Origin of the sequence: Paraburkholderia aromaticivorans, assembly GCF_002278075.1 — a bacterium.
GTDB classification, from domain to species: domain Bacteria; phylum Pseudomonadota; class Gammaproteobacteria; order Burkholderiales; family Burkholderiaceae; genus Paraburkholderia; species Paraburkholderia aromaticivorans.
In genome coordinates, this window is record NZ_CP022989.1 from 1,570,748 (window position 1) to 1,593,451 (window position 22,704).

Consider the following 22,704-nt stretch of genomic DNA (forward strand, 5'->3'; position numbering starts at 1 on the left):
TACGATGAGCCACGACCCGAACTGCCTTTTCTGCAAGATCGCCGCCGGCGAGATCCCGTCGACCAAAGTCCACGAAGACGACGAGTTCATTGCCTTCCGCGACATTCGTCCGGCGGCCGAAACGCATGTGCTGGTGATACCGCGCAAGCACATCGCCACGCTGTCGAATTGCACCGAAAGCGATGCGCCGCTGCTTGGTAGAATGCTTGTCTTGACCGCGCGTCTGGCCGATCAGTTAGGCGTGGCGTACACCGGCGGCGAAACGGGTTTTCGCACTGTCATCAATACTGGTCCGGGCGGCGGGCAAGAGGTGTATCACCTGCACGCGCATATTCTCGCGGGACCGCGCCCCTGGCAGCGCATGGGCTGACCTGGCAACGCGGCGGCGCGCCGGGTTTTGGTCATGGACAATAGCGCAGCCGTTGTTTTTACCGCATTGTAACGACGCCGACGCGATCGTCTGACCAAAATGGCCCTTCCTCTTGCGGATTGAAGCGAAAGGGCTCGCGGTAACGTATAGATGAAGCGTACGCGCTTCGATTCACGCCGCAAGGCGCACGAGTTTCTCCGCATCAAGGTGCGGCATCGGGGTTAAGGAGAGTAGTCATGGGTTCGTTGAGCATTTGGCATTGGCTGATCGTGTTGTTGATCGTGGCGCTCGTCTTCGGCACGAAGAAGCTGCGCAATATCGGCACCGATCTCGGTGGCGCGGTGAAGGGCTTCAAGGAAGGCATGAAGGAAGCCGAAACGCCGGCAGGCGAAGCGCAACAGCGCGAACTGCCGCGTAACGGCGCCGTGGATGTGGAGGCGAAGGAAAAGGCGCCGCGTTCGGGCGATTACCGCTAAGCCGCGGCTTACCCGCGTTACTGACGGACATTCCACTTCATGCTGGACCTCGGTCTAACCAAGATGGCGCTGATCGGCGTCGTCGCGCTTGTCGTCCTCGGGCCTGAGCGCCTGCCACGCGTCGCCCGCACGGCCGGCGCGTTGTTCGGCCGCGCGCAGCGGTATATCAACGACGTGAAGGCCGAAGTCACGCGCGAAATCGAGCTCGACGAACTGCGTCGCATGAAAAGCGAGTTCGAGGCGGCCGCGACCAACGTCGAAACTTCCGTTCAGGACAATCTGCGCAAGCACGAGACCGAGCTGAACGACGCGTGGAACAGCGGCACGTCGGTGTCGCCGAGCATTGCGGGCGGCGCGCTCGAAGACGTTGGCAACGCAGGCAATACGTCGTGGCCGAGCAGCACGCCGGCTGCGGCGCCCAAACGCAAGAACTGGCGCGTCAAGCAGACGGCCATGCCCACCTGGTACAAGCGCGCGACCACGCGCCGCACGCGCGTGCAGTCTGGTGCGGCGCGCGTGGCGCGGCATACGCCGGCCACCATGCGTCGTCCGACGCGCTTCTTCTGATGATCAGAACGACAATCTCTAACCGAGGGCCGGTGTGAGCGACCCCCAGCAAACCCAGGACGAAGGCACTGAAGAGACCTTCATTTCCCACCTCGTAGAATTGCGCGACCGCATCATTCGCGCCGGCCTTGCCGTCATCGTGGTGTTCGTGGGACTCGTGTATTGGGCGCCGGATATTTTCCGGTTGCTGGCGCGGCCTCTGATGCAGAACTTGCCGAAGGACGGCAAGATGATCGTCACCGACGTGACCGGCTCGTTCTTCGTGCCGATGAAGGTGACCATGCTGGTGGCCTTCGTGATCGCGCTGCCGATCGTGCTGTACCAGATCTGGGCGTTCGTCGCGCCGGGTCTTTATCAGCATGAGAAGAAACTGGTCGGGCCGCTGGTCGGCAGCAGCTACACGCTATTCCTGTGCGGCATGGCGTTCGCGTACTTCGTGGTGTTCCCGACCATTTTCCGCGTCATGGCGCACTACAACGCGCCGCTCGGCGCCGAGATGACCACGGACATCGACAATTACCTGAGTTTCGTGCTGACCATGTTCATCGCGTTCGGCGTGACTTTCGAAGTGCCGATCGTGGTGGTGCTGCTGGTTCGCATGAATGTGGTGACGCTCAAGAAGCTCAAGGAGATTCGTCCGTATGTGATCGTCGGCGCGTTTGTTATCTCCGCCGTGGTCACGCCGCCGGACGTGTTCTCGCAACTGATTCTGGCGATTCCGCTGATCGTGCTTTACGAAGCGGGGATTATCGCGGCGCGGTTGATCGTGGGTAAGCAACCGGTGGTGATCGAGGATGCGGGCGCGTCGGATTGAGCGGCACGAGTTTTCTCTGCATAAGTTGATCAAGAGGCAGCCCATCACGGGCTGCCTTTTTTGATTGATGTCGCTGCTGGTCTAGATCTCCGCTATTTTTTCAATTGCACGAGAGGCGCGCGTTCTGAGAGTCGGCCTTGAAAATCTTAAGGCGTCTAATTGTTCATCCAATTATTGATCGATATTATTTCGTCTGTCGATAGACGGGCGTCGATATGTCAAATCAATATAAATACGGAATACATGGCGGCCTAACGCGAGAAGAGCTATTTTTTCTTATCGTCATTGACGAGACCTGTAAGCAGCTTGGTGTCGACGATGTCGTTGGTGTTGCCAGTGTCTTGCTGGGTCGGCGATTCATTCCGACGCGCAGCAAGTTTTCGGGTGCCGTGAGGGGAACGTCAATCGCGTCGGTTGTCTCGCTCAGTCTGTTGCCCTACGAGCCGAAATACAGGCTCTTGCCGACAGTGACATCATTCAAAAGTCTTATTTTGCTGCGGATCAAGTTCACCCGCAGCGTCGGCGCGTTCGTCGGACGCGCAATTCCCGGTGTCGGCTGGGTTCTCCTCGCTTCCGATGTGCCTACAATCATTTATCGCTCGGTTATCTCGTATAACGGACTTGTTAAAGCATAGGGCCGCCTATGACGGCTGATATCTGGAAAAATCTGGAAGCGTTCGCTAAGGAAGATGCCGGCAAACCGATTGTCGGCCAACTCCAACTCACGAGAGAAACCGACCTCTATCACGATCTGGACATGAACCCCGACCACATCTCCGAATTCATGGAAAGGTGGGCCGTTCAGTTTCACGTCGAGCTAAGTGAGTTTGATCTCCATCATTACTACCCCGCAGCAAAGCTGACTATCGGGTCTTTTCTTGCCACGGTGGCCAAGTCGCCGTTCAGCGCCAGTGCGCGCGACACCCTCGGCGGTAGATCGCTCACGCTCGGCATGCTCGAAGAAGCAATGAAATCGGGGCGGTGGCAAGCTTAGCTCGACGACCTACCCCCGCGCACCTCAACCCCCATCATCATCCTGCTGATCACCACCGCCGTTGTCCTCGACCGGTTGCTTCGGCGGGGGCGGACGTTTGCCGATGGTGACGTCCAGATCCATCTCACGGCTCTTGCGCACGAGATGCACCTTCGCAGCCGTGCCCGGCTTGATCTGCGCGATCACGTTCAACAGGCGCGTGGTGTCGGTGATCTCCTGGCCGTTCACGCTCACGAGAATGTCGCCCGGCTTGATGCCCGCACGGTCCGCGGGGCCGTTCTTCAGCACGCCCGCGACAATCGCCCCCGACTTCTGCTCCAGCCCGAACGATTCGGCGATTTCCGGCGTCACGTCCTGCGGCTCCACGCCAATCCAGCCGCGCGTGACCGAACCCGTGGTGATGATGCTCTCCAGCACGCTGCGCGCCGTCGACACGGGAATCGCGAAGCCGATGCCGAGCGAGCCGCCCGAGCGCGAATAGATGGCGGTGTTGATGCCGAGCAGGTTGCCGTTCACGTCGACCAGTGCGCCGCCCGAGTTGCCCGGGTTGATGGCCGCGTCGGTCTGGATGAAGTTTTCGAACGTGTTGATGCCGAGGTGATTGCGCCCGAGCGCGCTGACGATACCCATGGTCACCGTCTGGCCGACGCCGAACGGGTTGCCGATCGCCAGCACCACGTCGCCCACGCGCGTCTGGTCCATGCGGCCGAGCGTAATGGTGGGCAGATGGGTCATGTTGACCTTTAGCACGGCCAGATCCGTTTCCGGATCGACGCCGATCACTTTCGCATTCGTGGTGCGGCCGTCGGCTAGCGCGATTTCGATCTGGTCGGCGCCGTCCACGACGTGCTGGTTCGTTAGAATGTAACCTTCCGAACTCACTATCACGCCGGAGCCCAGATTCGACGCGGGCTGCTCCCGCTGCTTGCGATTGTTCTTGTCGCCGAAGAAGTAGCGGAACAGTGGGTCTTTCGCGCGCGGGTCGGGCGGCAGTGAGCCATCCTTGCTGGAGAACACATTGACGACCGCGGGCATGGCTTTTTGCGCGGCGTCCGCATACGACGCCTGGGCTGGGCCGCTGCCGATGCTTGGCGCCACTTCCCGCAGGGCGACGATCGGTTCGGCGAGTTGCTTGCCGAATTGCCCCTGTCGCTGCAGCCACTGCGGTTTGAGAGTCGCAATGATGAACATGAGCGCCAACAGCACGGTCACCGCTTGGGCAAAGAACAGCCAAAAGCGTCTAAGCATCTGAAGACTAGAGGTTTATATGGATCGGATCGAACTTGAATTGTACTTGAACAATCTCCTTGAAACCGCGCGCTTCAAGGACTATTGCCCCAATGGGCTGCAGGTCGAGGGGCGTCGCAGGATCAATAAGCTCGCGACCGGCGTGACCGCTTCGGCGGCCTTCCTGGAGGCGGCGCTCGATTGGGGCGCGGACGCCGTGCTGGTCCATCACGGCTACTTCTGGCGCAACGAAGCGCCGCAGATCACCGGCCGCAAATATGCGCGTCTGAAACTGCTGATCGCCAACGAACTGAATCTGTTCGCCTATCACCTGCCGCTCGATGACCATCCCGAGTTCGGCAACAACGCGCAGATCGGCGCGAAGATGGGCTGGATCAGCGACGCGCGTTTCGGCGAGAACGATCTCGGCTGGCTCGCCACCTTCCCGATGCCGATCACGCTCGCGCACTTCACCGCGCAAGTCGAGCAGACACTCGGCCGTACGCCGCTCGTCTTCGGCGACGCAGATCGTGAGCTGCGCCGCGTGGCCTGGTGCACAGGCGCCGCGCAAGGCATGTTCGACGCAGCCATCAACGCGGGCGCCGACATCTACCTGACCGGCGAAGTGTCGGAGTCGGTCATGCACACGTCGGCGGAGAGCGGCGTTGCGTTTCTCGCGGCCGGCCATCATGCGACGGAGCGCTTCGGCGTGCAGGCGGTGGGCAAGCATCTGTCCGAGCAGTTCGATATTGAACACCTCTTTATCGATATCCCGAATCCCGTTTGAATTGCAAGATCGACGTAAAACGCATTAGAGAAGAAAAACGCAGGAATAACGCAGAGGGCACTTAAAAGGAGGTGCGAAAAAGTTTGCGATCCGTACGGAGTAACCCTGATTTATCAAGGGCTTCGCACGGTTTTTGGCAATCGGCCCTTGTAAATGGCGACTCCATTCGCGCAAACTAGCGGCGGTAGAAGCGACGTGAAGGAAAAATCCAACTCAGAAGTGGGGCGTGTGATGCGAGACAAGGAAGATGAACGCGTCGACGGCAGCCGCCGTACCTGGCTGATAGCGACGACCGTAGCAGGTGGCATAGGAGGCGTTGCCACTGTCGTACCCTTTGTTAGTTCGTTTGCACCATCTGAAAAGGCCAAGGCAGCAGGTGCCCCGGTCGAAGTCGATATCAGCGATCTCAAGCCCGGCGACATGAAGACCGTAGCCTGGCGTGGAAAGCCGGTGTGGATCATCAACCGCACCGACAAGATGCTCGCCGATGTCCAGAAAGCCGATAACGAAGTGGCGGATCCCCACACCAAGAATCCTTTTTCGATGCCGTTGCCGGAGTACTGCAATAACGAGTTCCGTTCACGCGCCGACCACAAGAACCTTTTCGTCGCCGTCGCCGTGTGCACCCATCTGGGTTGTACGCCGACGCCGCGCTTCCAGGAGGGCGCGCAGCCCAATCTTCCGGACGACTGGCCAGGCGGCTTTCTCTGCCCTTGCCACGGCTCGACCTATGACATGGCCGGCCGCGTCTTCAAGAACAAACCTGCGCCGCAGAACCTCGACATCCCGCCCTACATGTTCACGTCGGCCACCGGCCTCGTGATCGGCAAGGACGAGAAAGGAGAAGCGTAATGGCGATCGAACACGAAGTAGAGACGACCGGGCTGGTCGGCTGGATCGACCGGCGCTTTCCGCTGACCTCCACCTGGAAAAAGCACGTTTCCGAGTACTACGCGCCGAAGAACTTCAACTTCTGGTACTTCTTCGGTTCGCTCGCGCTGCTGGTGCTGGTCAACCAGATCGTCACCGGCATCTTCCTCACCATGAACTACAAGCCCGACGCGACGCTCGCGTTCTCGTCGGTCGAGTACATCATGCGCGAGGTGCCGTGGGGCTGGCTGATCCGCTATATGCACTCCACGGGCGCGTCGATGTTCTTCGTCGTCGTGTATCTGCATATGTTCCGCGGGCTGATGTACGGCTCATACCGCAAGCCGCGCGAACTGGTGTGGATCTTCGGCTGCGCGATTTTCCTGTGCCTGATGGCCGAGGCGTTTTTCGGCTACCTGCTGCCGTGGGGCCAGATGTCGTTCTGGGGCGCGCAGGTGATCGTGAACCTGTTCTCGGCAATTCCGTTCATCGGTCCGGATCTCTCGCTGTGGATTCGCGGCGACTACGTGGTCTCGGACGTCACGCTGAACCGCTTCTTCGCGTTTCACGTAATCGCGATTCCGCTGGTGCTGATCGGTCTGGTGGTCGCCCACCTGGTCGCGCTGCATGAAGTCGGGTCGAACAATCCGGACGGCATCGAGATCAAGGCGAAGAAGGATCGGGACGGCATTCCGCTCGACGGCATCCCGTTCCACCCGTACTACTCGGTGCACGACTTCATGGGCGTAACGGTGTTCCTGCTGATCTTCGCGGCGATCATCTTCTTCGCGCCGGAGATGGGCGGCTACTTCCTCGAGGCGAACAACTTCGTGCCGGCCAACCCGTTGCAGACGCCGCCCGAAATCGCGCCGGTGTGGTACTTCACGGCCTTCTACGCGATGCTGCGCGCCACCACCGATCCGTTCAAGATCGTGCTGATGGTCGTGATCGCGCTGCTCGGCCTGCTCGCGCTGGTGCGCGCGCGCGGCAAGTGGAAACTCGGCCTGCCGGTGCTCGCGGTGCTGGTGATTCTGGCCATGGCGTTCACTGAATCGAAGTTCTGGGGCGTGGTGGTGATGGGCAGCGCAGTGGTTTCGCTGTTCTTCCTGCCCTGGCTCGACCGCTCGCCGGTCAAATCGATCCGTTACCGGCCGTTTTTTCACAAGGTGTTCTACGGTATCTTCGTGGCCGCGTTCCTGACCCTCGCTTTCCTCGGCACGAAACCGCCGTCGCCGGTCGCCACGTTGATCGCCCAGATCTGCGCGCTGATCTACTTCGCGTTTTTCCTCGGTATGCCGTTCTGGACGAGGCTTGGCACGTTCAAGCAGCCGCCCGAGCGGGTGCGGTTCAAGCCTCACTAATCGCGAGCCAGGAGAACACGAAATGAAGAAACTGCTTATGAAGTGCGCGCTGATCGGCGCGACACTGCTCGCGGTGCTGGCCGCCCCGGCCTACGCGGACGAGAATTTCCCGCTCGACCGCGCGCCGGATAACGCGGAGAATTTCGCTTCTTTGCAGCACGGCGCGCGATTGTTTGTAAACTATTGCCTGAATTGCCACAGCGCGAACCTGATGCGCTACAACCGGCTGACCGACATCGGCATCACGCCGAACGAAATTCAGGCGAATCTGTTGTTCACCACGGATAAAATCGGTAACACCATGACCGTGGCGATACGCCCTGAAGACGCGAAAGCGTGGTTCGGCGCGAGTCCGCCGGATTTATCGGTGGAAGCGCGGGCGCGCGGCAAAGACTGGCTGTACACGTATTTACGCAGCTTTTACCGCGACAATACGCGGCCTACCGGCTGGAACAATCTGGTGTATGAAAACGTGAGCATGCCTCACGTGCTGTGGCAGCTTCAGGGGCAACGTACCGCGAAGTTCGGGGATGAAACCGACGAAAAAACTGGCGAAACGGTACACAAATTTGTTGGCTTCCAGCAGGTCACTCCGGGGACGATGTCGCCGGTAGATTATGATTCTGCTGTGGCCGACCTCGTGTCGTACCTGTCATGGATGTCCGAACCGACCCAGAAAACCCGCAAGCAGCTTGGCGTGTGGGTGCTGATGTTCCTCGGTATCCTGAGCTTTTTCGCCTGGCGACTGAACGCCGCGTACTGGAAACATATCAAATAATCACGCCGTCACCCGGCGTGGGGCCGGCGCCAGGAAAAACCTGCTGAACGGTTTTTCCGTGCGCTGGCCTTTCAGCTTTTTGAGGAAACGTAAACATGATGGTTCTGTATTCCGGCACAACTTGCCCGTTCTCCCAGCGCTGCCGGCTGGTGTTGTTCGAAAAGGGCATGGACTTCGAGATCCGCGACGTCGACCTGTTTAACAAGCCGGAAGACATCGCAGTGATGAATCCGTACGGTCAGGTGCCGATTCTCGTCGAACGGGACCTGATTCTGTACGAATCGAACATCATCAACGAGTATATCGACGAGCGCTTCCCGCACCCGCAACTGATGCCGGCCGACCCGGTTCAGCGCGCCCGCGCCCGCCTGTTCCTGCTGAACTTCGAGAAAGAGTTGTTCGTGCACGTCGGCACGCTGGAAAACGAAAAGGGCAAGGCCGCCGAGAAGAATCACGAGAAGGCCCGTCTCGCGATCCGCGATCGCCTGACGCAACTCGCGCCGATCTTCCTGAAGAACAAGTACATGCTCGGCGAAGAGTTCTCGATGCTCGACGTCGCGATTGCTCCGCTGCTGTGGCGTCTGGACCACTACGGCATCGAACTGTCGAAGAACGCCGCGCCGCTGATGAAGTACGCCGAGCGCATTTTCAGCCGCCCGGCCTATATCGAAGCGCTGACGCCGTCGGAAAAGGTGATGCGTCGTTGAGTTTGGCTTTGGGGTGGGGGCGCCGCGCGGCTGAGTGAGCGCGGGCCCGCGCCCGGTAAGAGGACTGTTGATGCAAGAGATTTCCACCAAGCCCTACCTGCTGCGCGCGCTCTATGAGTGGTGCACGGATAACGGCTATACGCCGCATATCGCGGTCCGGGTCGACAACCAGACGCGCGTGCCGCGTCAGTTCGTGCGCGACAACGAAATCGTGTTGAACATCAGCTTCGAGGCGACCAGCCAGTTGCAGATGGGCAATGAGTGGATCGAGTTCAGCGCGCGTTTCTCCGGCAAGTCGCACAAGATCGAAGTGCCGATCGCCAATATTCTCGCGATCTACGCGCGTGAAAACGGCCAGGGCATGGCGTTCCCGGTCGAGTCGGCGGGCGGTGAGGCGCGGGATTCGGGCGCCGACGCGGAACTGACCGAAGAGACGGAGGCGCCCGCGCCACGTGCGGTCGAGACGGCGCCGGCGACGGACGCGGCGACCGCGAAGGGTGAAAGCGCGACCGACGGTCCGCAGCCTGACGACGACGGATCGAAAGGTGGCGGAAGGGCTCGCCTCAAGATCGTAAAATGAAGTAGAATCACGGCCTCATGCCGGCTTAGCTCATCAGGTAGAGCGCTTGACTTGTAATCATGAGGTGGCGGGTTCGAGTCCTGCAGCCGGCACCAGTTGTATTAAACGGGGTTTCTGTTTATTCAGAAGCCCCGTTTTCTTTTTGGGCGTGCGCAAGCGTTTCCATACCGCGAGCAATTAAATCGCTACGCAATAAATGGGCGTTGTCGGGAATAGCCGGATTAATGAAAAAAACAGTTGCGAACGCTACCGGGCGCCCGCAACTGAAGGCTTATTTTTAATGAGCTGACGTCGTGAATGTCGTCATGTGGCGCCGCCCATGGTCTGGTCTCTCAGGTTCTTTTTAGGAATGGCTGTGTTCCATTAATTGGGAAACTATACCTGCCATACTACTTTCTGTCCATTACTGGCTGTAAAACCCTGCATTGCATTGCGCTTGGGAATAGACGAATTGTGCCCACTCGTATAATCAATTCTCCTATTTTTTAGTCGAATAAAGCTCTGCGATCCGATAGATGCGAGCCAATCATTATCGGTACTAAGCCCAAAGAACCGGTCCCCCTAAAGCTTCGGTGAAACCCGTAATCGGTTCAAAACTGCCATATCTCTTTCACCTTGTCGATTATGGACTTTTCAGTCCACGATTTGGTCGCCGATGTCGGCGGGCAGCGCCTTTCCCGGGTCTCGCCACCGATAGCGCACCGCGAACCGGGACGGCAGAGGTACTATTCGGGCGTCAGTCGGCCACGCTATCCACTACTCCGGCGGGCAGCGCCCCCGATGACGCGGTTTTTTACAGCGCGTCGCTCCCGCAACACCGACCCCACCGTCACCATGACCAGCCCTGCAACCATTACCTGGCCCGAAGCCGACGGCCCCCGCACCGCGCGTTGGCGCTCCGAGGCGGCCGTGCCGCCGCCCAAGCGCGTGATCGTCGCGGACGACCGTACGACGGCCGATTCCGCTTACCGTCTTGCCTGCGAAGGAACGACGCTGCTGTGGAACGGCGATTTCCAGAACGCTCGCCAGTTGCTACAGGCCGTCACGCGACGGCTGGAGCGCAAGCCTCGCAAGCAGGGCGAAACGCCGATCGACGCGTTCAACCTGCATCGCCAGGCACAGTCGCAACGCGCGCGCACGCTCGGCATGATTCTGATCCCGCTCGACGCCGCCTACGGTATTCCGCTGCGCCGCGCGCCCGATGTCCAGCAAGCCTGCATCGAAACGTACGGACCGGCGAACGGCGAGGCCTCGGTCGTGTCGCTGCGGGAACTGCTCGGCATGATCGGCGCGCACGAGTGGCGCAAGAAGGGCGTCGAGATCGCCGCGCTCGGCGAGCGGATCCATCCGCACTACGGCGTGTTTTCCCCGGTGCGTGGCGAGTATGTGGATCTGGTTGCGCGCACGTCGCTGCCTTCGCTGAACAAGGCATTCGATATCGGCACAGGGACGGGCGTGTTGGCCGCGCTGCTCGCCAAACGCGGTGTGAAGAAGATCATCGCCACCGATCAGGATCCACGTGCGCTCGCTTGCGCGCGTGAGAACCTGACGCGTCTCGGCTACGGCCAGCAGGTCGAGGTCGTGCAGGCGGATCTGTTTCCGGAAGGCCGCGCGCCGCTCGTGGTCTGCAACCCGCCGTGGCTGCCCGCAAGGCCCGCTTCTCCAATCGAATATGCGATTTACGATCCGGACAGCCGCATGCTGCTCGGTTTCCTGAATGGCCTCGCGGAGCATCTGTCGCCGGGCGGGGAAGGCTGGCTGATCATGTCGGATTTCGCCGAGCATCTCGGTTTGCGCACGCGCGACTGGCTGCTTGGCGCCATCGACAAGGCCGGGTTGACCGTGGTCGGGCGCGAGGACATTCGTCCGCGCCACCCCAAGTCGACCGATGAAACCGATGCGCTGCACACGGCGCGGATGGCCGAAGTCACGTCGCTTTGGCGTCTGAAGCCGCGATAAGCGGCGGCTTGCGTTGGCACACGCGGTGCGTCACGTCGATGCGCCGCGCGCCTTGAGATGGCCGACGTGTGTGCCCACGTATGCCGCCGCGCCGCGTCCGGCTGCGAGGCCGCTCGCAAAGCAGGCGGTGAGCAGGTAGCCGCCCGTCGGCGCTTCCCAGTCGAGCATTTCGCCCGCGCAGAATGCGCCGGGCAGGCGCTCGATCATCAAGTGCGCGTCGAGCGCCTCGAAGGCAATGCCGCCAGCGGTGCTGATGGCCTCTGCGATCGGCCTGGCGCGGGTGAGACGCACCGGCAGCGCCTTGAGGGCGTGCGCGAGGCCGTTCGCGTCGGCGAAGGCTTCTTTCGACAGAATCTCATGCAACAGCGCTAGTTTGACCCCGCCGATTCCGATCCGGCCGTGCAGATGGCTCGACATCGAGCGTGAACCGCGCGGACGCGTGACTTCGGCGACGACCCGCTCCAAAGGCAAGCCCGGCGCCAGATCCAGCGCGATAGTCGCGGCGCCGTCTGCCCGAATTCGATCCCGGATCACGGCCGACAAGGCATAAATCAGACTCCCTTCGAGGCCCGTTTCGGTCAGAAGTATTTCACCTTGTCGATTGTGGACTTTATTGTCTATGTCGGTGATTGTGATGGCCACCGGCTTGACCGGTTGGCCCGCAAAGCGCTCGCGTAGATACGGGCTCCAGTCCGCGTCGAAGCCGCAGTTCGCCGGCAGCAAGGGTGCCACCGGCACCTCGCGCGAGGCCATGAGCGGCACCCAGGCGGCGTCCGAGCCGAGACGCGGCCAGCTTGCGCCGCCAAGCGCGAACACCACCGCGTCGAAGGTCATGGTTTGCTCGCCGACGGGCGTGGCGAACCGGAGCGCATGGGCGGCGGCGTCGCCTGCTTCAGTGCCCCAGCCAGTCCACTTGTGGCGCATGTGAAAACGCACGCCCGCTTCGCGCAACCTGTGCAGCCACGCACGCAGCATCGGCGCGGCTTTCATGTCGGTGGGGAAAACTCGCCCCGAACTGCCGACAAAGGTCTCCACACCTAGCCCGTGCAACCATGCACGCAGGGCGTCGGGATCGAAGGCCTGCACGAGCGGGGCGAGTTGCTCGCGGCGCGCGCCGTAGCGCCCGAGAAACGGTTCGAGCGGTTCCGAATGCGTGATGTTCATGCCGCCTTTGCCCGCCATCAGGAACTTGCGGCCGACCGACGGCATGGCGTCATAGACGTCGACCCGCACGCCTTGCCGGGCCAGCGCCTCGGCAGCCATCAAGCCGGCGGGGCCGCCGCCGATCACGGCGACGCGGGCGGAATCGAATGAGGATGACATGCGGACCTGCGGATGAGCGAGCGGGGGAGGCGCGCCACCCGGACCGGATGATCGGGCGGCGCGAAGGGCGCTATTTTCACATCGCGGCCAGCGCAGGGCAAACTTAAGGGCAGGCTGGCGCGCCGACAAAGCCTGGGTTCGAGCGGCTTGGCGTCGGTCAGGCCCGCACCTGCGGCTTGGTTGTCGGCCGGCGCGACCTATAATTTCCAAACACCTTCCATCGGACGCCGCGCGCGTCTTTCCCATGTCAAACCAGGCTCCCCGCCTTCTTGCCGCTCGACGCGCCTCATGCTGTCCGTGCCGCCGCGTCACCGAAGGCGCTGTCGTGGCTCGCGCGTCTGCTGCCTGCGTGGATATCTGAACGTCTGGATCAAGGAGACTGCCATGTCCCGCAAATATATTGATTGCCGCGAGTTTCCGAGCGAAACGAACTGCACCGTCGCCCTATCGGCCGACAGCGAGAGCGAATTGCTCGACGCAGCGGTTCAGCACGCGGTCGCTGTTCATAAGCACACGGATTCGCCGGAATTGCGTTCGCAGCTCAAGACACTCTTTCACGATGGCACGCCGCCCGTCGAAGCGCCGCGCGGATGAGCTGGTCTTTCGGCAGAGAAAAAGGCCGTGCTGCCCGCCCGGCGTTGTGCCGTCGAGCGGGTAGCGTCGTCGTTGGGCTGTGCTAGCCGGGGTACGCCTCGTCCACCTTCAGCCCGGCGAGTTTGAAGATGACCCGCAGCGTCTGTGGCTTGATATCGCGCCGCGAAGCGAGCGTCGTCATGACGAAGTCGAGTACTTTGGCGTACTTGAGCATGGTCAGGCAGGTTTCCATGTCCACGCTGCCGTCGCGCATGACTTCAGCCAGGCGGAGCATTTCCGTGGAGATGTCGCGGGCCATTTCCAGCTCGAGCTGCTGCTTCTCCGACCAGGCCGGAGTGGCGACGAGCTTCGCCAGCATTTCCTGAAACTTCTGTTCGACATTTCCGTTGGGTACCGTATCCATTGCTGCCTCTTCTATTTTCCGAGCGCGCGTCCGCTGGAATTTCCGGCGCGCTGCTGGTTACGTAACGTTCGGCCCGTGTTCCGGGACCGTCCTCCCCACATGCACTCGGTTCGCGTGATCGAAGTCACGGCCGCAGCCAGTTGTTGTAGGCGGCACGGCCGAAGCCGACAAGGCTTGAGCCGGTACGCACGCTGCTTCTCGCGCCTATCTGGCCCCCCGCGTAACGGCTTTTAGAGCAGGAAGTGTTCCAGATTGATGCCATTTTTTGCACGATTCGCGCGGCTCTTTCGGTGAGCGGGCCGCACTTTGGGTAAACTGGCAGCAACTTTTCCCTTTTTCCGTCACCTGTCGCACGTTCGCGCTGTAATTGATGACGGTTTCTTCCGATGTCCAGCAAATCCCACGAAATCCGTCCGAACCAGTCCGTCGAATTGCTGAAGGAGCTCCACATCCTCACGCGCGACGGCAAGATGAACCAGGACAGCCGTCGCAAGCTGAAACAGGTGTACCACCTGTTCCAGTTCATCGAGCCGCTGCTCAAGGAACTCAAGGACAAACAGGGCGCCGTCACCCTCGTCGACCACGGCGCGGGCAAGTCCTATCTAGGTTTTATCCTGTACGACCTTTTCTTCAAGGAGTTTCAGGCGCAGGCGGGTGGGGCTTCGCACATATACGGCATCGAAACGCGCGAGGAACTCGTCGCGAAGTCGGAAGAACTGGCGGCCCGGCTCGGCTTTACGGGTATGTCGTTCCTGAATCTCTCGGTGGCGGACTCCATCACGTCGGATCGCTTGCCGGCGCAGATCGACATCGTGACGGCGCTGCACGCCTGCAATACGGCGACCGACGACGCGCTGCGCTTCGCGCTGCAAAAGAAGGCAAAGTACATCGTCGTCGTGCCGTGCTGTCAGGCGGAGGTGGCGGGGGTGTTAAAGCAGAACAAGGGCAGGTCGCTTGGGAACGCGTTGACGGAAATCTGGCGGCATCCGTTGCATACGCGGGAGTTCGGCAGCCAGATTACGAACGTGCTGCGGTGTTTGCAACTCGAAGCGCACGGCTATCAGGTCAGCGTGACCGAACTGGTGGGCTGGGAGCATTCCATGAAGAACGAACTCATCATCGCCCAGTACAAGGACCTGCCGAGGCGGCGGCCGGCCGAGCGCCTGAACGAGGTGATGGAAACGCTCGGTATCGAGGAACTCAAAGAGCGGTTTTTCGTTCCGGCTTGACTAGGCGGCTTTTACCGGCGACAAGCCGGCGTGTGGATCACCGCTTCATCAACGCATTCCAGCCGGCAAGGCCGATTCGCCGCAGCGTTTCCTGATTCCGCTCGTAGATTTCTTCCGCATCGGGAAAGGCCTGAACCGCGCGTTCGATACTGTCTTCGCGCAGCAAGTGCAGTATCGGATAGGGCGCCCGATTCGTGTAGTTCTCGATATCGTCGGGGTTGCTGTCTTCGAATTGATACCGAGGATGAAAGCTGGCGATCTGGACGACGCCTTCGAGCCGAAGCTGCTTGAGCATCCGGTCGGCGAAAAACAGGCAGTCGTTGTAATCGAGAAAATCGCTGAGTGCTTGCGGCATGATTAACAGTGTCGTATCCACAGCTTCGGGGTCGGCCGCCATTAGCGTCTGAAGCTCGGTGTCCAGATCGGCCAGCACGCCTTCCATGTCCACGGCATCGCTGACTGCGTAGCGAATCTGGCCCTTCACGTGCACCGCTTTTGCAAACGGACACAGGTTGAGGCCGATCACCGCCTCGGTTAGCCAGTGACGGGTGGCGGCAATGACTGCATCGTGGGATTCGGCGGACAAAGACATGGCAGGTGGCGGCGCGGAAAATAAACGCCATTCTAACGGCGCGGATCGGCGCAATTCGCGCGTTGCGCACAGCCTCGCACAAACACGGCGCGAAGGTGAAATCTCACTCGTTAGAAGGCGCGGCTGCCGGGCCGCATGCGGCGGCGATCAATTGCGCGGCGACTTTCGGCGCGGCCCGAATCGGCCCGCATCCCGGGCCGTACGTTTGACTGGCCGCGTACACACCTTCAATCATCAAAGCGAGCGCATCGGCCAGCGCTTCCGGATCGTCGGCGCCCGCCGCCGCGGCCAGCTCCCTGAGTCGGGCCATCAACCGCGCCTTGTTGCGGAACACGAACTGCCGCGCCGGATGCGCCGCATCCGGAAACTCCACCGACACGTTCACAAAAGGGCAGCCGCGATAGTCGTCGATCGACGCGCGTCCCGCGAGGTCCTCGAAATATTGCTGAAGCTGTTTAGCCGGTTCGCCGGGATGTTTGGCGAAGCTCCTTTCCACGTAGCCGAAGAACTGCTCGTCCTTGCGCTCCAGATAAGCGATGACCAGGTCGTCCTTGGACGAAAACTGGCGGTACAGGCTCATCTTGTTCACGCCGGCCCGCTCGACCACCGCGTCGACGCCGACGGCTCGCACGCCCTCGCGATAGAACAACTCGTCCGCGGCCCGCAGCAGGTTCTGCTGCGCCTGCGGCCCGGCCGTCTGCGTGCCGCGCGCACGCCGTGCGCCGGCCGGCTTGGGAGTTTCTCTGTCGGACATGGGTGACCACCTGAATAAACGTGATGCCTTGACATGTTACCGACCAGTAACTAATATCGCAACACCGATTGTGTGGGCGGCGACAATTGTCTTGGCCGGTCGTTGACGATTGTTTTGGCCGGTGGTGAGGAGTTGGAGGCGGCGTAGCCGCCGGAGACGACGAACCACCGGCGGCGCCAGGTCGACGGGGCTTTAGGATGGGCTGATCGAAGCTTAAATAAAAAGCGGTCAGCTCATGTCTGGAACCCGCATTACCGACCAACAGGTTCGTCTCTACATGAACAAGCGCAAACACCATCCGCAGGAAGTCGCGGCCGCCAAGACCGGTATCAGCGTGCGTACGGCACGCCGCATCGAGCGCGATGCCACGTTGCCCTCCCAGAAGCCGCGTCAATCATGGCGGACCCGCCCTGATCCCTTCGTCGACGTATGGGACAGCGAAGTCGTACCACTGCTGCGCAACGCGCCCAACCTGATGGGCATCACGGTCCTGCGCAAGCTGCAGGATGATCACCCGGATCGATATCCCGATAGCATGCGTCGCACGCTGGAGCGACGTATCCGCCAGTGGCGGGCACTCGAAGGGCCTAGCCTGGAGGTGTTCTTCCCCCAGGAGCATCAGCCCGGCGTGCGCGGACTGTCGGACTTCACCGATATGAGCAAGCTGTGCGTGACGATCGGCGGCGCCCCGTTTGGCCACCGCCTGTATCACTTCGTACTGGCGTTCTCGCGCTGGGAGTATGCGAACGTTGTTGAGGGTGGCGAGAGTTTCGAGGCCCTCGCTGCGGGATTGCAGAACGCGCTATGGCAGGCGGGCGGCAGCCCGCACGAACATCGCTCTGACAGCCTGTCGGCCGCCTTCAAGAACTTGCAGGAGCAGGACGACTTAACGACGCGTTATGCGGCGTTACTCGACCATTACGGCATGGAGGGCACGCGCAATAACCGCGGGCTGGGCCACGAGAACGGCAGCGTGGAATCCTCGCACCGGTATCTGAAGGAAGCGGTCGACCAGGCTCTGATGCTGCGCGGCCATCGCGACTTCGCTGACCGGGCGGCTTACGATGAATTCATCCGTGAGGTGGTGATGCGCCGGAACCGGCGCAACGCCGCGGCGTTTCGCATTGAGCGCACACAGTTGCAGGATTTGCCTGAACGCCGTACCACTGACTTCGTCGAGGAAGAGGCGCTCGTGACCCGTTGCAGCACGTTCACCGTGCGCGGCATCCTGTACAGCGCGCCGTCGCGCCTGATCGGCCACCGCCTGAAGGTGCGTCTCTACGGTGACCGGCTCGACTGCTATCTGTCGGGCGCGCTGGTGCACAGTACGCCGCGAGGCTCCCGTGCCGCCGACAACCGCCACGCACTGGATTACCGTCACTTCATTGACTCTCTCAAGCGCAAGCCTCAGGCGTTCAGGGGACTTGCGTTTCGCGACGCGCTGTTTCCGCGCGATGCCTACCGCCGGACCTGGGAGCGGCTGGAGGCGCAACTGACGCAACGTCAGGCATGCAAGACCATGGTGGGGTTGCTCGAACTTGCAGGGCACCACGGCGTTGAAGCGTTGCTGGCGCAGCGGCTTGATGCGTTGCTCGTAGTCGGCGAACTGCCCGACCTGAAACAGTTGCGCGACGAATTCGCTCCGCGTGAGGCGCTGTGTCCCGAGGTGGTGGTCGAGATGCCTCCCATCGCAGTCTATGACGAACTGCTCGACAAGGCGGCCGCATGAACGCACCCGCCTATGAGAACGGTCGTCTGGCCCTCATGCTCAACGAGCTGCGCCTGCCGACGATCGGCAGGTTGTGGCCCGAGTTCGCGGAACGCTCTGACAAGGAAGGCTGGCAGGCTTCACGGCTGCTCGGCGCATTGCTCGAGCACGAACTGGCCGAGCGCGCCAAACGACGCATCGAGCGCCACCGAACCGAGTCGCATCTGGACCCGACCAAGACACTTGCTACCTTCGACTTCGGCATGGTGCCGATGGTCTCGAAGGCGCATGTCACTGCGCTGGCAACCGGGGAATCCTGGCTGGAGAAAGGCGCCACGATTCTCCTGTTCGGGCCGCCTGGTGCCGGCAAGAGTCATCTGGGATCGGCTATCGGACACGCGCTGATCGACGCTGGCTACCGGGTGCTGTTCACGCGCACCAGCGAACTCGTCCAGAAGCTCCAGGCTGCACGCCAGAGCCTGCAACTGCCATCCGCGCTCGCGAAGCTCGATCGCTTCGATCTCATCATCCTGGATGACCTGTCGTACGCGCGCAAGGACCAGGCCGAAACCAGCGTACTGTTCGAACTGATCGCCGAGAGGTATGAGCGCAAAAGTCTTTTAATAACGGCCAATCAGCCGTTCTCTGGCTGGAATGATGTGTTCCCCGACCCCGGCATGACGGTCGCAGCCATCGACCGGCTCGTCCATCACTCGACGATCTTTGAACTGAATGTAGAAAGCTATCGCCGTCGAAAGGCCAGCGACAAACAGAGCGCGCGCCGGCGACAATTACCCAACGACAATTACGATGGAGGCGCGACAACTATGAATTAGCCAGCGACAACTACACCCGTTGACCGGCCAAAATAGTTGTCGCTGACCGGCCGTGCTGCTTGACGCTGTCTAGATTGTGACTGATCTGTCACAAGTCCTTTACCGAAGTCGTAAGAATGTGAGCGGCGCGGCCTGCAAGGCAGGCGTCGATTGGAGAACCGATGAACTGGGCAGCGAAACTGATTGGCGGGCGTTTTCATTACGGCTGGTTGACCGTCGCGGTGGTGTTTCTGGTGCTGCTGGCGGCGGCGGGCACGCGCGCCACGCCGAGTGTGATGATGGTGCCGCTCGAGCACCAGTTCGGCTGGAGCCGCGCAACGATCTCACTGGCGATTTCGGTGAACATCGCGTTGTACGGTCTGATGGGGCCGTTCGCGGCCGCGGCGATGCAGCGGTTCGGCGTGCGTCCCACGCTGCTGGCCGCACTCGGCACGATGGCGGCGGGCGTGGCGCTCTCGTCGTTGATGACTCACCCATGGCAAATGGTGCTGATCTGGGGCGTGATGGTCGGCGGCTCGACGGGCGTCGCGGCGCTGTCGTTGTCGGCGACCGTGGTGACGCGCTGGTTCACCACGCGGCGTGGCCTCGTCATGGGCATCCTCACGGCCAGCTCGGCGACCGGCCAGCTGGTGTTCCTGCCGATGCTCGCGGCCATCGCCGAGCATTACGGCTGGCGGCAAGTGGTGTGGGTCGTCGCCATCGCTGCCGCGATCGTGATTCCGCTGGTGGCGTTTCTGCTGCCCGAACGGCCGGCCGACATGAAGCTGCGTCCGTACGGCGAGCCGCACGATACGCCCATCAACAGCGCCGTCACCAAACAGAATCCGCTGGCTATCGCGTTCGGCACACTCGCCATGGCGAGCAAAACACGCGACTTCTGGCTGCTGTTTTTCAGCTTCTTTATCTGTGGCGCGAGCACCAACGGCTACGTGGGCACCCATCTGATCGCGATGTGCGGCGACTACGGCATGACCGAAGTGCAGGGCGCTTCGCTGCTCGCCGCCATGGGCATCTTCGATCTGTTCGGCACGACGCTCTCAGGCTGGTTGTCCGACCGCTTCAATAGCCGCGTGCTGCTGTTCTGGTACTACGGCCTGCGCGGCTTGTCGCTGATGTATCTGCCGCACGCGTTCGGCATCGACTTCTTCGGTCTACCGCTGTTCGCCGTGTTCTACGGCCTCGACTGGATCGCCACCGTGCCACCCACGGTGCGTCTGGCCACCGACGTCTACGGCAAGGAAGCGGCGCCGGTGGTGTTCGGCTGGGTCGTCGCCGGCCACCAGCTCGGCGCGGCGTTCGCGGCCCTTGGCGCGGGCATGCTGCGCGCGAGCCTTGGCACCTACACGGTGGCGTCGATGATTTCGGGCGGCTTGTGCCTCGTGGCGGCGGTGATCGTGTTGCGGATCAACAGGCCCGCCAGAGCGCCGGCAGCGCAGGCGGTGTGAGGCCGCACGTCGCGAGCGGAGCACTGCACGATTGTTGGGAACCGCGGCTCCGTATGGGGCCGTTTCGCTGGGGATGCCGGCGTGCAAACAAACTGTTCGCTCGATGGAGCATGCGCGCCGAAGCCCGGTTATGCTATGTGACCCCGGGCACCCGCCCGTCGATCATGAATTTCGACCGAGAGAAGCGCATGACCAACAAACCCGCCCCTACCGCAGTCGCCATTCACGAGCTGATTGCAGGCCGCTGGAGCCCGCGCGCGTATTCGAGCGAGCCGGTGAGCCGCGAGCATCTGCAATCCGTGCTCGAAGCGGCACGCTGGGCGCCGTCTTCGTACAACGCGCAGCCGTGGCGTTTTCTCGTATTCGACCGCAGCGTCGATGAAGTCTCGTTCAAGCAGGCCTTTGCCACGCTGGTGCCGTTCAACCAGGGCTGGAACGTGTCGGCGCCGGTGCTGATCGCGGTGACCACGCACACGCTCACCAATAAGGGCGACGTGAATCGCTGCGCACCCTACGACGCGGGCGCCGCGGCGATGGCGCTCGTGTTGCAGGCGCATGCGCTCGGTCTGGCCGCGCACCAGATGAGCGGTTTTGACCCGAACGCGTTCCGCACGGTGTTCAAGCTGCCGAGCGACGTCGACGTGATCGCGATTATTTCGCTCGGTCACTACGGCGAAGTCGACAAGCTGGATCCGGTGTTGCGCGAGCGCGAGAAGTCCGTGCGCCAGCGTTTGCCGCTCGCGGAAATCGCCTATGGCGGCGGCTGGAAGAAGGCGTTCTAAGCAGCTTGAGTTCGTCCGTCGAGGCAGAAAGAACGCGCGGCGAGAACCGCGCGTTTTTCTATTCTTCGCCCTCCGCGACGCTCGACAGCGGCGTGGCCACGCTCTCCAGCGACTTGCGCTCCGCATCCACGCCCCAGATCGCCGCGATTACCGCCGCTGCGAGCATCAGCCCCGAGCCGACCAGATAGCCTGAAAACACTGCGCCGCGCTGATGCGTGTCGATCAGCCGGCCGAAGAACGCCGGTCCGGCAATGCCGCCGAGCGCCGTGCCGAATGCGTAGAAGACCGCGATCGCCAGCGCGCGAATTTCCAGCGGGAACGATTCGCTAACGGTCAGATAGGCCGAACTCGCGGCCGCCGACGCAAAGAAGAAAATCACCATCCACGCGATCGTCTGCGTGACGACCGTGAGCATTTGCTGCTCGAACAGGTAGCCGCTCAGCGTCAGCAGGATGGCGGACATCGCGTAAGTTGCCGAGATCATTTTGCGTCGGCCGATCACGTCGAACAGCCGGCCGAGCAGCAGCGGGCCGAGGAAATTGCCAAGCGCGAAGGGCAGCAGATACCAGCCGATGCGGTCGCCCGGCACGTGGTAGAAATCGGTGAGCACCAGTGCGTACGTGAAGAAGATCGCGTTGTAGAAGAATGCCTGCGCGGTCATCAGCGACAGGCCGACCAGCGCGCGGCGTCGATGTACGTTGAAGAGCGTATGGAACACCTCGCGCAGCGGCGTATGTCCGCGAGCGCGCAGCCGCAGACGCATGAGGTCGTCGTCGGATAGCGTGTGGCCTTCGTGGCGAAAGCGCGTTTCAATCCCTTCGACGATTGCGCGCGCGTCGCGCTCGTTGCCGTGCGTGAGCAGCCAGCGCGGGCTTTCGGGCACCCAGATGCGCATCGGCAGAATGCCCAGCGCGAGCACCGCGCCGATGAAGAAGCAGGCGCGCCAGCCCCAGTCGGCCGGCAGCAGATGCGGATCGAGCAGCACCAGCGAGCCGGCCGCGCCGAGCCCTGCCCCGATCCAGAACGTGCCGTTGATGCCCAGATCGGTCCAGCCTCGCACACGCGCCGGCGTGAACTCCTGGATCGTCGAATTGATTGCCGTGTATTCGCCGCCGATGCCCGCGCCGGTCAGGAAGCGGAACAGCAGAAAGCTGGCCAGATTCCACGACAGCGCGGTGGCCGCGGTCGCCGCCAAATAAAGCGCGAGCGTGATGAAAAACAGCTTGCGACGGCCGAACCGGTCGGTCAGCCAGCCGAACCCGAGTGCGCCCAGCACCGCGCCGGCTATGTACGCGCTGCCCGCCAGACCGACATCGGCGTTGGTAAAGTGCAACGATGGACTAGACTTCAACGCACTTGCCACCGCGCCCGCGAGCGTCACTTCCAGCCCGTCGAGCAGCCATGTCACACCCAGCGCCACCACGATCAAGGAGTGAAAGCGAGCCCACGGCAAGCGGTCGAGCCGCGAGGGCAGGTCCGTATCGACCACCGCGGCGGTTTTTTCGTGGACAGCGGCAGCAGGCGGCGCGCTCATTGCTTGAAGTCTCC

Annotated in this window: 25 protein-coding genes and 1 tRNA gene; 20 read left to right on the top strand and 6 right to left on the bottom strand. The window is 61.8% G+C overall.

Going from position 1 to position 22,704, the window contains the following annotated elements; all coding sequences use genetic code 11:
• The first annotated feature begins 4 nt into the window (after positions 1 to 4).
• From CJU94_RS07175 to CJU94_RS07200, 6 genes are all read left to right on the top strand, one after another.
• Entirely contained in the window at positions 5 to 370 is a 366-nt protein-coding gene (locus CJU94_RS07175) for a histidine triad nucleotide-binding protein (RefSeq protein ID WP_095418098.1), read from the top strand.
• Between the two features lie 236 nt (positions 371 to 606).
• The gene (gene tatA / locus CJU94_RS07180; RefSeq protein ID WP_095418099.1) at positions 607 to 846 is read left to right on the top strand and encodes a Sec-independent protein translocase subunit TatA; all 240 of its coding nucleotides are present in this window, start codon (positions 607 to 609) and stop codon (positions 844 to 846) included.
• 39 nt (positions 847 to 885) lie between these two features.
• Complete coding sequence (gene tatB / locus CJU94_RS07185; RefSeq protein WP_095418100.1) at positions 886 to 1,413, top strand: Sec-independent protein translocase protein TatB; 528 nt, start codon at positions 886 to 888, stop codon at positions 1,411 to 1,413.
• Positions 1,414 to 1,447: 34 nt separating this feature from the next.
• Positions 1,448 to 2,227 carry a twin-arginine translocase subunit TatC gene (tatC, locus tag CJU94_RS07190; protein ID WP_095418101.1) on the top strand — a complete coding sequence of 260 codons (780 nt, stop codon included), beginning with the start codon at positions 1,448 to 1,450 and terminating at the stop codon, positions 2,225 to 2,227.
• 215 nt (positions 2,228 to 2,442) lie between these two features.
• Complete coding sequence (locus tag CJU94_RS07195) at positions 2,443 to 2,862, top strand: STM2901 family protein (protein ID WP_095418102.1); 420 nt, start codon at positions 2,443 to 2,445, stop codon at positions 2,860 to 2,862.
• An 8-nt stretch (positions 2,863 to 2,870) separates the two neighbouring features.
• Complete coding sequence (locus tag CJU94_RS07200) at positions 2,871 to 3,221, top strand: DUF1493 family protein (protein WP_095418103.1); 351 nt, start codon at positions 2,871 to 2,873, stop codon at positions 3,219 to 3,221.
• Positions 3,222 to 3,245: 24 nt separating this feature from the next.
• Here CJU94_RS07200 and CJU94_RS07205 read toward each other — a convergent pair whose 3' ends face one another.
• Positions 3,246 to 4,469, bottom strand: coding sequence for a Do family serine endopeptidase (locus CJU94_RS07205; RefSeq protein ID WP_095418104.1), 1,224 nt, complete (start codon positions 4,467 to 4,469; stop codon positions 3,246 to 3,248).
• Positions 4,470 to 4,488: 19 nt separating this feature from the next.
• Between CJU94_RS07205 and CJU94_RS07210 the strand changes: the two genes are divergently transcribed.
• The 8 genes from CJU94_RS07210 (at position 4,489) to CJU94_RS07245 (ending at position 11,490) form a co-directional block, all read left to right on the top strand.
• Positions 4,489 to 5,235: a Nif3-like dinuclear metal center hexameric protein gene (locus tag CJU94_RS07210; protein WP_095418105.1), complete on the top strand. Its 747-nt coding sequence runs from the start codon at positions 4,489 to 4,491 to the stop codon at positions 5,233 to 5,235.
• Positions 5,236 to 5,466: 231 nt separating this feature from the next.
• Positions 5,467 to 6,087 carry a ubiquinol-cytochrome c reductase iron-sulfur subunit gene (gene petA / locus CJU94_RS07215; protein ID WP_095418106.1) on the top strand — a complete coding sequence of 207 codons (621 nt, stop codon included), beginning with the start codon at positions 5,467 to 5,469 and terminating at the stop codon, positions 6,085 to 6,087.
• A complete protein-coding gene (locus CJU94_RS07220) occupies positions 6,087 to 7,466 on the top strand; it encodes a cytochrome b (protein ID WP_095418107.1) in 1,380 nt (459 codons plus the stop codon). The genes petA and CJU94_RS07220 overlap by 1 nt, the downstream gene beginning before the upstream one ends.
• A 22-nt stretch (positions 7,467 to 7,488) precedes the next feature.
• Complete coding sequence (locus CJU94_RS07225; RefSeq protein ID WP_095418108.1) at positions 7,489 to 8,244, top strand: cytochrome c1; 756 nt, start codon at positions 7,489 to 7,491, stop codon at positions 8,242 to 8,244.
• Between the two features lie 95 nt (positions 8,245 to 8,339).
• Positions 8,340 to 8,951, top strand: coding sequence for a glutathione S-transferase N-terminal domain-containing protein (locus CJU94_RS07230; RefSeq protein WP_006052302.1), 612 nt, complete (start codon positions 8,340 to 8,342; stop codon positions 8,949 to 8,951).
• A gap of 70 nt (positions 8,952 to 9,021) precedes the next feature.
• Positions 9,022 to 9,531 carry a ClpXP protease specificity-enhancing factor gene (locus CJU94_RS07235; RefSeq protein ID WP_095418109.1) on the top strand — a complete coding sequence of 170 codons (510 nt, stop codon included), beginning with the start codon at positions 9,022 to 9,024 and terminating at the stop codon, positions 9,529 to 9,531.
• A 19-nt stretch (positions 9,532 to 9,550) separates the two neighbouring features.
• Positions 9,551 to 9,626, top strand: a tRNA-Thr gene (locus CJU94_RS07240).
• 739 nt (positions 9,627 to 10,365) lie between these two features.
• Positions 10,366 to 11,490 carry a methyltransferase gene (locus CJU94_RS07245; RefSeq protein WP_095420248.1) on the top strand — a complete coding sequence of 375 codons (1,125 nt, stop codon included), beginning with the start codon at positions 10,366 to 10,368 and terminating at the stop codon, positions 11,488 to 11,490.
• A 30-nt stretch (positions 11,491 to 11,520) separates the two neighbouring features.
• On the opposite strand, the gene CJU94_RS07250 is transcribed toward CJU94_RS07245, so the two are convergent.
• Complete coding sequence (locus CJU94_RS07250; RefSeq protein WP_095418110.1) at positions 11,521 to 12,813, bottom strand: TIGR03862 family flavoprotein; 1,293 nt, start codon at positions 12,811 to 12,813, stop codon at positions 11,521 to 11,523.
• 384 nt (positions 12,814 to 13,197) lie between these two features.
• Here CJU94_RS07250 and CJU94_RS07255 point away from each other — a divergent pair, with 384 nt between their 5' ends.
• On the top strand, positions 13,198 to 13,407 hold the full coding sequence (locus CJU94_RS07255; RefSeq protein ID WP_095418111.1) for a DUF1059 domain-containing protein: 210 nt from the start codon (positions 13,198 to 13,200) through the stop codon (positions 13,405 to 13,407).
• 82 nt (positions 13,408 to 13,489) lie between these two features.
• On the opposite strand, the gene CJU94_RS07260 is transcribed toward CJU94_RS07255, so the two are convergent.
• A complete protein-coding gene (locus tag CJU94_RS07260; RefSeq protein WP_007180243.1) occupies positions 13,490 to 13,810 on the bottom strand; it encodes a type II toxin-antitoxin system HicA family toxin in 321 nt (106 codons plus the stop codon).
• Positions 13,811 to 14,196: 386 nt separating this feature from the next.
• Here CJU94_RS07260 and CJU94_RS07265 point away from each other — a divergent pair, with 386 nt between their 5' ends.
• A complete protein-coding gene (locus CJU94_RS07265; RefSeq protein ID WP_095418112.1) occupies positions 14,197 to 15,039 on the top strand; it encodes a class I SAM-dependent methyltransferase in 843 nt (280 codons plus the stop codon).
• A 37-nt stretch (positions 15,040 to 15,076) separates the two neighbouring features.
• Here the strand turns inward: CJU94_RS07265 and CJU94_RS07270 are convergent, their stop codons facing one another.
• Together CJU94_RS07270 and CJU94_RS07275 are read right to left on the bottom strand one after the other, a co-directional pair.
• Positions 15,077 to 15,631, bottom strand: a complete 555-nt coding sequence (locus CJU94_RS07270) for a DUF1415 domain-containing protein (protein ID WP_095418113.1) — start codon at positions 15,629 to 15,631, stop codon at positions 15,077 to 15,079.
• 103 nt (positions 15,632 to 15,734) lie between these two features.
• On the bottom strand, positions 15,735 to 16,385 hold the full coding sequence (locus CJU94_RS07275; protein WP_095418114.1) for a TetR/AcrR family transcriptional regulator: 651 nt from the start codon (positions 16,383 to 16,385) through the stop codon (positions 15,735 to 15,737).
• Positions 16,386 to 16,620: 235 nt separating this feature from the next.
• Between CJU94_RS07275 and istA the strand changes: the two genes are divergently transcribed.
• The 4 genes from istA (at position 16,621) to CJU94_RS07295 (ending at position 21,156) form a co-directional block, all read left to right on the top strand.
• On the top strand, positions 16,621 to 18,114 hold the full coding sequence (gene istA / locus CJU94_RS07280) for an IS21 family transposase (RefSeq protein WP_095418115.1): 1,494 nt from the start codon (positions 16,621 to 16,623) through the stop codon (positions 18,112 to 18,114).
• On the top strand, positions 18,111 to 18,929 hold the full coding sequence (gene istB, locus CJU94_RS07285; RefSeq protein WP_095418116.1) for an IS21-like element helper ATPase IstB: 819 nt from the start codon (positions 18,111 to 18,113) through the stop codon (positions 18,927 to 18,929). Before istA ends, istB begins: the two co-directional genes overlap by 4 nt.
• Positions 18,930 to 19,090: 161 nt before the next feature.
• Positions 19,091 to 20,374: an MFS transporter gene (locus CJU94_RS07290; RefSeq protein ID WP_095418117.1), complete on the top strand. Its 1,284-nt coding sequence runs from the start codon at positions 19,091 to 19,093 to the stop codon at positions 20,372 to 20,374.
• A 188-nt stretch (positions 20,375 to 20,562) separates the two neighbouring features.
• Positions 20,563 to 21,156, top strand: coding sequence for a nitroreductase family protein (locus CJU94_RS07295; RefSeq protein WP_208645351.1), 594 nt, complete (start codon positions 20,563 to 20,565; stop codon positions 21,154 to 21,156).
• A gap of 58 nt (positions 21,157 to 21,214) precedes the next feature.
• On the opposite strand, the gene CJU94_RS07300 is transcribed toward CJU94_RS07295, so the two are convergent.
• Complete coding sequence (locus tag CJU94_RS07300; protein ID WP_095418118.1) at positions 21,215 to 22,690, bottom strand: MFS transporter; 1,476 nt, start codon at positions 22,688 to 22,690, stop codon at positions 21,215 to 21,217.
• Between the last annotated feature and the right edge of the window lie 14 nt (positions 22,691 to 22,704).